The following is an 8,077-nucleotide window of genomic DNA, read 5'->3' as shown; positions in this document are numbered from 1 at the left end:
CGGCGGCATTGCTGCCCGCGGTACCCGCGGTGGCGTTGGTATTCGCGATATCTGCGGTCGTGTCGGTGTTTGCGGCGTTGGTATCCCTGACGTTCCCAGCGTCTCCGGCGTCCCGTGCACCGCCGCCGGGCACCTCGGCACGGCCCGAATCGCCGGACATAGCAAGCTCCCACCGTGCGCGCCAAAGCCCCGCCACCGCGACCCGACGCCGCGACACCCCCGGAATACCCAGCGACACACCCGCGGAAAACAAGCACCGCCCGGGGCCCACCTGCCCACCGCAACCCCACCGAGGAACAGGTACCCGCCCCACAGCACCCGACGACCCGACCGATGCCCACGGCCCGATGCCACTCCACCGACCGACCGCCGCCCGACCGGTCGGCCCGCTGCCGTCCCGCCGACCTGATACCGCAGCCTGCCCACCGGCCCGATACCCGACCCGGCACCCGGCCGACCCGGCACCCGGCAGCCCGCCGACCGGCTCCACCAGCGCATGAACTCGCCAGACCAGGGTCGTCGATTCAGCCGCGTGAAACGGGCCCGCCAGCCGTCAGACCGGCGCACGGAAAGCACACCACCACGTGCGGGCGCAACCCATCAGCTCATCCAGCCCGCAATACGGACAAACACAACACTTTCGGGTGGTGAACATCGCGCGCCGTACAGCCGCTGACTAGAGAAGGGGCATGCGTATCCTCCCGACATTCCTCGCAGTTGCCTGCGTGACCGGCCTCGTCGGCGCTGCGGCGGCGCCTGCCAGTGCCAGTCCGCGTCCGTTCTCGCCGGCTTCTGCCCTTCCGGGCGCGTCCCCCCACAGCACCACGTCCGCCGACCGCGCGGTCGGCTTCACCGCTGCCCACGGCACGTTCACCGCCTACGCGCCCGGCGCCAAGGCGGTGACCTACCAGCCCGACCTGGTGCCCGCCGGCGCCAGGGCAAGCGTGCTCGGCTTGTCCGCCGAGCACCTCGGCACCAGGACAGTGCTGCTGATCAGCGGCCTGCTCCCGCAGCACGAATACGGTGCCCACGCCCACCAGAACTCCTGTGGCGCGACCGGCGACGACGCGGGCCCGCACTTCCAGCACGTGCCGGACCCGGTGAAACCCTCGGTGGACCCCGCCTACGCCAACCCGCAGAACGAGATCTGGCTCGACTTCACCACCGACCGTTCAGGTATCGGTCACGCAACCTCCACAGTGGACTGGGCTTTCGCCGCAGAGCGGGCGAAATCCGTGGTCATCCACGAAACCCACACGCACACCGACCCAGGGCACGCCGGCACCGCAGGCGGCAGGCTGGCCTGCCTGGACGTCGCTTTCTGAGCGGTGGCCCGGGATTCTTGCGGTCAGAAGCCCCAGGACTTCTCCGGCACGATCCGGATCCGAACCGAGAAATCGGCATCGAACGCCGCCGCGTCCGCGTACCCGACCCCCGGGTAGCTCGACTCGTACTTGTCCAGATAGCCCGGCGCCTCGGACGCATTGGCCTGATCGACCTGCGCCCGGCCGTTGACCACCTGGATGCTGCCGCCGCCATCGTCGCTGTTGAGGTTGAAACTCACCTCCGGGTTTGCCTCGATGTGCCGGAGCTTCGCGGTGCCGGGCTGGCTGAACACCAGAATGTCGGCACCGTCGAAGACGAACCACACCGGGCGCGGCGCGGGACGTCCCTTCGGAGTGACGGTGGTCAGCCAGCCGATCCGCTCGTCGGCGCGCGCGATCAGCTTCGGGTCGGACGTGTAACTCATAGCCGTGGCCCTCCTCGGTTCGTTGTGATCCAGGTAACCACCCGACACCGACAGTTTCTTCCCGACCACCCAGGCGCACCGGAGGCCGACGCCGATACTTACTGGTCGGGCGAACTCGAGTGGGGTGAGTTCAACTTCGACATCAATCCCCCGAACTACACCGACGGTGCGAACCTTCAGCACCTCGGCGACGGCTGCCTCCACGTCAACGGCGCGTTGGCCACGGGAAAGCGGAGCAGAGAGCCCGGTAAGGACGCGGGAACAAGGGACGCGCCGGAGGACAGAAGCAGGCCGGGTTGGAATGATCGACACCACCGACGACAATGGTGAGCATGACCGCCACCCTGAGCAAGCCCGCACTGAAGATCGGCCCGTACCAGGTCGATCCACCGGTCGTGCTCGCTCCGATGGCCGGGATCACCAACGTCGCCTTCCGGCAGCTCTGCCAGGAGTACGGCGCCGGCATCTACGTCTGCGAAATGATCACCGCCCGCGCCGTCGTCGAACGGCACCCCGGGACGATGCACATGATGACCTTCGGGACGAACGAAAAGCCCCGGTCGATGCAGCTCTACGGGGTCGACCCGAAGACGATGCGCGAAGCCGTCAAGATCATCACCGGAGAAGGCCTCGCCGACCACATCGATTCGAACTTCGGCTGTCCGGTCGCGAAGGTGACGCGGAAGGGCGGCGGGGCGGCGTTGCCGTTCAAGCGGCGGCTGTTCGCGGACATCGTGCGCGGGTCGGCGAAGGCCGCGGACGAGGCGGGGGTCCCGTTCACCGTGAAGTTCCGCATCGGTATCGACGACGACCACCGCACCTTCCTCGACGCCGGCCGGATCGCCGAGGCCGAGGGCGCCGCCGCGGTCAGCCTGCACGCGCGCACCGCCGCGCAGCGCTACTCCGGCCAGGCGGACTGGTCGAAGATCGCCGCGCTGAAAGAGGCGGTCACCGGCATCCCGGTGCTCGGCAACGGAGACATCTTCTCCTCCGCGGACGCGCTGCGGATGGTCGCCGAGACCGGATGTGACGGCGTGGTCGTCGGACGGGGCTGCCTCGGCCGTCCGTGGCTGTTCGGCGAGCTGGAGGCGGCGTTCCAGGGCCGGGAGATCCCGGCGGGGCCCAACCTCGGCGAGGTCGCACGCGTGCTGCGCCGGCACACCGAGCTGCTGGTCGAACACGATGGTCACGACAAGGCCATGCGCGACATCCGCAAGCACATGGCCTGGTACTTCATGGGTTTCCCGGTCGGCTCCGAACTGCGCCGCGAATTCGCCATGGTGTCGAGCCTCGACCAGCTCGACGACCTGATCGGCAGGCTCGACCACGACGCCCCGTTCCCGGAAACGGCGACCGGCCCGCGCGGTCGCCAAGGTTCGCCGGGCAAGGTGACCCTGCCGCACGGCTGGCTCGACGACCCGGACGACGACTGCGTCCCGGAAGCCGAGGACATGCACTCGGGCGGCTGACCCGCAGGTCACCGAAAGACCGCCCCGGCACCGGAGTTCAAGCGGTACGCCCTTGCCGCAGCCTGGCCGGATCGGCTTCCGGTACGGCTGCCCGCCCGCCCACCTCCCAACCCTCACGGTCAGCCGTGGCGGAGTCCTCCCCGCCCCCACGACCAAGCCGTGGCGGAGTCCTCCCCGCCCCCGCGGCCAACCATGGCGACACCCTCCCGCCCTCACGACCAAGCCGTGGCGACACCCTTCCCTCCCGCACAGTCAGCCGTGGCGGAACCCTCCCGACCCAGCGCGGCCCGTCCACGCGGCTCGCAGGCCTGGCGGTCGGTGCGGCCCGTCCACGGGACTCGCAGGCCTGCGGTCAGTGCGGCCCGTCCACGCGGCCCGCAGGCCCGGCGGTCAGTGCGGCCCTGCCGCCGTCCGACCGCATCGAACGGGACGGTCGACTCCGTGATACCGCCTGTACGCCTCGACCAGAGCTGTCACGTTCACCGCCACCAGCGACCGGATCGGCAGGTCGCGGGTGCTCAGCGCCATCGCGTGCGCCTTCTCCAAGGCCTCGTCCGCGCTGATCCGGTGAACCGTTTCCAGGTAGGGCCGGTACGTTCCCGATCCCCGCATGGTCGACCGGGAACGTGATCTCGCCGTGCAGCCCCCGTTCGGCGTCGTCGAGCAGCTCTCGCGCCCGGCCCAGGTCGCCGGGCCACCCGCGGAAAACCGTCTCCCCGGCGTCGACCCGGTCCAGCATCTCCGGCGAGTTCGCGCGCAGCACCCGCCCGCGGGACCGAGCCGATCATCACGGTGGCCAGGTCGGTTTGCCGCGCCGCAGGTGTAGGTCGATCCAGCGTGATTGCCGCGCGCCTCGGCGTCAAAGCTGAGCAAACCGAACTCACCGCCGCGCGACCCGGCCTCTCTCCGGTCGTCCAGCGCTCCGTCGAGGTCGCCGTCGTACTGCCGCAGCTGGACGCGTCGGCAGCAGATTGGCCGAGTCCCAACGTCGCCGAACCACCGAACCAGACCAACGCCACTTCCCCATCGGCGCGAACCTCGGCGACTCCACCCGCGCTCCCGGCGAAATCGGCCCAGTACATGCTGGCCACCCCGGAAATCCACACGTCGTCACCACCGGCCAAGCGCCGGACGGCCCCAAACGCGACCCGCTCCTCCCGCAGGAACACCGACACACGCCGCAGGACACACACCGTGAACACAGCGACCCAACTCCGTCTGCTTACGTGATCGCTGCCAGTTGCCCCGTCACCCCGTCACCCCGTCACCCCGTCGCCCTGTCGCCCGTCGCCCCGTCGCCCGTCGCCTCGTCGCCCCGGTGCCTCTGTTGTCCGTGTTGCCCTCTTGCCCTCGTTGCCAGTTCCGAGAGCCGGACCGGCCGCTTCCGCCCTGCGCGCAGGGTCACCCAGAAACAATGGTGAGCCGTTCTTACCTATCTGACCTGGGGATAAGAGGCTCTATCCCCAGGTATCCCCAGGTGTGTGGAGGTTGTCCACACACCCTGTGGACAACCTCCACACACCTGGGGACAACTCAGGGTGTGCGCAGGCGGCTGGGGATATCTCCCTGCCCTACGACGAGGAATCAACCGAACCAAGATCGCGAGAGGAGCGCCGTGCCACGTCGCGGCCTACGGTGCTGCTCGTGATCGAGCGGATCGTGCAGGGGCTCAGGCTCGTCGAGGACGCCGGGCTGCTTCGGGCGCGCGGCGTGCACTACGGCACGGCGCGACGGTTCGCACCTGCCGAACCCGCGTGGCCGCGGGACGAAATCCTTGATGGCACACGGCGCGGACCGAAATGCCCACAGCTGTCGTCACGGCTGGACGTTGTCAACGGCCCGGTCGCCGACGATCTGGAGTCCAATGAGGACTGTCTGGTGCTCAGCGTCGTCGCGCCGGCCGACGCAGATGGGCTACCGGTGATGGTCTGGATCCATGGCGGGGCATATCTGAGCGGCAGTGGCGAGGCGGCCAAGTACGACACGGACTCCCTGGCACGCGAAGGCCGCGTCGTGGTTGTCAACGTCAGCTACCGGTTGGGGATATTCGGCTACCTGACCCCCGACGGGATCGATGTGGACAACCTGGGCTTGCGTGATCAGATCCTGGCTCTGCAGTGGGTCCGGGACAACATCGTGGCGTTCGGCGGTGATCCCGGCAGGGTCACCGTCTTCGGACAGTCCGCGGGCGGCGATTCGGTGCTGTCCCTCATGCTGAGCGCGGATGCCGACGGACTGTTCCAGCGCGCCATCATGCAGAGCGCCCCACTCGGTTTGCGCGACGGCCGCGAAACGATGACGGCTGCACAACGACGAGTGGTCACCGAGTCGCTCGGGTCGGCACCGCGCGCTGCGAGCGTCGAGAAAATGTTGTCGGCGCAGGCCGCCGTCGTCGCCGCTTCAGCCTCGTTCGGAGCAGTCGGTGGGCTCCCGTTCGCGCCGATCCTGGGGTGCGCGCCGTTGCCCGACGCAGCTGAAGTCCCGGCACGGATCGCCGCGATTGCACCGAAAATCGAGATCTTGATCGGCCACACCAAGGATGACGCAGCACCGTTCGTGGCACGACAAACGGCCGCCGAGCCCATCGGCCGGTTCGGCGTGGCCGGGAAGATCATTCTTCGGACCGTCACTGCAATCGCGACGAGGAAGGTCTTCGGCAACGGAGCACGGAAGCTGGCTGCGGATTGGACTGCGCACGGCGGGCGGGCCGCCACATATCGGTTCGACTGGGTGCCCGAGGACGCACCGTTCGGCGCCGGTCACTGCATCGAATTGCCGCACTTGTTCGGGACACCTGCCGACTGGGCGGACGCGCCTGTGCTCGGCCCATCACGCGTCATCGACACCGAGTTGGCGACTCGGATGCGGAGCTGCTGGGCCGGTTTCGCACACGACGGTGTCGCGGCGCTGGGGTCCCGGTCGCTGCGCTTTGACACCGGCTGACGGCGGCTGTGGACAACGAGCAGGTCCCGCCACCCCCTGTGGATGACGGGACCGTGGTGGAAAAGCCCAGTTCAGGAATCGAGTTCCTTCGTGGCACCGCCAACAGCGATTTTGCGCGGCTGCGCCTTTTCGGCCACCGGGATGCGCAGAGTGAGCACACCGTCGTCGTAGTCCGCGGCAATGCGGCTGGTGTCGAGCGTGTCACCGAGGAACAGCTGCCGCGAGAACTTGCCACGCGTGCGCTCGGAAACCTGCACCTGGGCGTCATCGACCGGACCACCAGTGCGCTCGGCACGGACAGTGAGCACGTTGCGCTCGACGCTCACGTCGATCGAATCCCGGGCGACACCCGGTAGGTCGAACTGCACCACGTACTCATCGCCGGCGCGGTAGGCGTCCATCGGCATGGTTCGCGGAGTACCGCCCTGACCACTGAAGAACTGCTGCGTCAAGCGGTCGAACTGGGCGAACGGGTCGGTCCGGATCAACATGTCTGCCTCCTCTTTGGCGACAACCATGGCCAGTGTCAGCTGACCAAGCCTACAAAGTTGCCAACGAAAGACTCAACTTAATTGTTCCCATGTGACTCACACCATAACGCCGGGTCTGGGTCCGGCGAATGGCGACCGCTCGTGACGAGCCGATCCGCCTGCCCTCGGCTGCAGATGGCGTCACGACGACCGGGACACCCCATAGGGGACGATCGGGACACCCCATAGGTTGGGGACAATCCCGCGGGGTGACGCACTGTCACGTCGACAGTCGCCAACACCTCGAAATGCACAGTTACCTACAGGCTCGACACCGCCCCACAGATCTGTCGCAATCCGAAAGCACACGATCAGCCACAGGCACAACGTCGTCTGCACGCTCCGCGGACAAGAGCAGGCCTGCGCCGCCTTCCACAGGCCTGTCGCTACCCACAGGAGCGCCGCGCCGCCCGCTCCGCGTACAAGACCGCGCCGCCCGCTCCGCGTACAAGAATCCACAAGCGCCGCCTTCCACAAGCGCGCCGCCATCCACAGGAGCGCCGCCATCCACAGAGGCGTCACCAGTGGAAGTACATCGCGAGCTGGGAGTGCGACGTCTGTCTGCGCGTTGTCGCCGCTGGGCGCGGTGCCGCCAGGGCAGCGTGGTGCCAGGGGGCCCCGAGCTTCAGCCGGTGATCTCGCGGACGCTGTCGGCCAGCAGGCGGAGACAGCCGGGGGCGCCGGGGTTCAGCAGGAGGTCGACCCCGTCGTGCTGGTCGAGCAGGTGAAGCAGGTCGGACGACGACGCTGGGCGCCAGCCGGCGGCGCGCACTCGGCGGCGGTGAGCCGGAGCGCTGGTGACGAGCAAGCAGGGAATGTTGTCCGGCGAAGTGGAGACAAGGGGCATCTGGTCGGTGTCCACGGCGACCGAGAACGCGGACTCGCGGAAGACGGCCGCCAGCTGGTCGAAGTCTGCCTCGCCACGTGCGGTCAGGCGGAGCACCGCGTCGAGCGGATCCGTCGGCGATTCTTCACCCGACGGTTCGTAGGACGGATTCGCCTCGAACCGGCTGACGGATCCGTCCTCGCGCGCGAGCCAGCCACCGACCACGGCCTGCGGGGGCGGACTCGGCACCTCGGCACCATCGTCGGCCGACCCGGGCCGCCACGCTGGGTCGACAAGCAGCACCCACTGGTCATCGGCCACCGCCGGCACCTCCTCCGCTCGTTTCCGCCGACCGCGCCAACCGACCGGCCGACCTGGCTGTCCACAGTCCGCCGCCGCAGTCTTGGGTCGAACCTACCGACCACCTCGACCAACCCGACGGCGCGACGAACTCCACTCGGTCAACACGCCCTTCGGTCGAACCTACCGACAGCTCCAACCGCCCGCTGAGCACCAACCACGGACGCGCCGGAGCCCCTTGGGCCGAACCCACTGACCG

At 68.5% G+C, this 8,077-nt stretch carries 6 protein-coding genes; 3 read left to right on the top strand and 3 right to left on the bottom strand.

Translation table 11 applies throughout. From position 1 onward, the window contains the following. The first annotated feature begins 689 nt into the window (after positions 1–689). Positions 690–1,325 carry a superoxide dismutase gene (locus ABD793_RS23440; protein ID WP_344863426.1) on the top strand — a complete coding sequence of 212 codons (636 nt, stop codon included), beginning with the start codon at positions 690–692 and terminating at the stop codon, positions 1,323–1,325. Between the two features lie 23 nt (positions 1,326–1,348). On the opposite strand, the gene ABD793_RS23435 is transcribed toward ABD793_RS23440, so the two are convergent. Further along, positions 1,349–1,954: a TIGR03667 family PPOX class F420-dependent oxidoreductase gene (locus ABD793_RS23435; protein ID WP_425548743.1), complete on the bottom strand. Its 606-nt coding sequence runs from the start codon at positions 1,952–1,954 to the stop codon at positions 1,349–1,351. Positions 1,955–2,073: 119 nt separating this feature from the next. On the opposite strand from ABD793_RS23435, the gene dusB reads away from it, so the two are divergent. Continuing rightward, positions 2,074–3,219, top strand: coding sequence for a tRNA dihydrouridine synthase DusB (gene dusB / locus ABD793_RS23430; RefSeq protein WP_344863424.1), 1,146 nt, complete (start codon positions 2,074–2,076; stop codon positions 3,217–3,219). A gap of 1,644 nt (positions 3,220–4,863) precedes the next feature. Beyond that, a complete protein-coding gene (locus ABD793_RS23425) occupies positions 4,864–6,162 on the top strand; it encodes a carboxylesterase family protein (protein ID WP_344863421.1) in 1,299 nt (432 codons plus the stop codon). A 71-nt stretch (positions 6,163–6,233) separates the two neighbouring features. On the opposite strand, the gene ABD793_RS23420 is transcribed toward ABD793_RS23425, so the two are convergent. Further along, complete coding sequence (locus ABD793_RS23420; protein WP_344863419.1) at positions 6,234–6,653, bottom strand: Hsp20/alpha crystallin family protein; 420 nt, start codon at positions 6,651–6,653, stop codon at positions 6,234–6,236. 664 nt (positions 6,654–7,317) lie between these two features. Next, entirely contained in the window at positions 7,318–7,839 is a 522-nt protein-coding gene (locus ABD793_RS23415; RefSeq protein ID WP_344863417.1) for a type VII secretion system-associated protein, read from the bottom strand. Between the last annotated feature and the right edge of the window lie 238 nt (positions 7,840–8,077).

The sequence above is a fragment of the Amycolatopsis ultiminotia genome (assembly GCF_039536925.1).
In the GTDB taxonomy this organism is placed as follows: Bacteria; Actinomycetota; Actinomycetes; order Mycobacteriales; family Pseudonocardiaceae; genus Amycolatopsis; species Amycolatopsis ultiminotia.
Note: the sequence above shows the minus strand (reverse complement) of the source record. Positions and strands in the feature narration are given on the sequence as shown.